Annotated in this window: 1 protein-coding gene; it reads right to left on the minus strand. The window is 65.6% G+C overall.

Annotation, left to right across the window (positions count from 1 at the left end; genetic code table 11):
- Window positions 1–570, minus strand: a 570-nt coding sequence (locus E1958_RS19770; RefSeq protein ID WP_133513385.1) for an FAD-dependent oxidoreductase, incomplete at both ends; no start/stop codon positions are given.

Below are 570 nucleotides of genomic sequence, written 5' to 3' on the forward strand. Positions count from 1 at the left end.
AGGATTTCCAGTTGGGTGACGGATTTGGCGCCGTGGCGGTTGGCGGTGCCGATACAGTCCGAGCCGGTGTCGCCGCCGCCGATGACGACGACTTGCTTGCCTTCGGCGCTGATGAACTCGGCGTCCGGGACATGGACGCCTTGGACGCGCTTGCTGTTGGAACGCAGAAAATCCATGGCGAAATGCACGCCCTTCAGATCGCGGCCCGGTATCGCTAGACCCCGAGGTTGCTCGGAGCCACCGGCGAGTACCACTGCGTCATAGTCCTCCACCAGCTTCCGGGCCGGGATGTCAATGCCGACGTGTATATTGGTGTGAAACTCCACGCCTTCGGCGCGCATCTGGGCCATGCGCCGGTCGATGAGCCGCTTGTCGAGCTTGAAATCCGGGATGCCGTAGCGCAGCAGCCCGCCGATCCGGTCCTGACGCTCGAAGAGCTTGACGGAATGGCCGGCGCGGGCGAGCTGTTGCGCCGCCGCCAGGCCGGCAGGGCCGGAGCCGACCACGGCGATCCGCTTGCGGGTCTTGTAGCGGGCGATCTGGGGTTGGATCCAGCCTTGCTCCCAGGCC

Origin of the sequence: Candidatus Thiosymbion oneisti, from assembly GCF_004359955.1 — a bacterium.
Classification (GTDB): Bacteria; Pseudomonadota; Gammaproteobacteria; order Chromatiales; family Chromatiaceae; genus Thiosymbion; species Thiosymbion oneisti.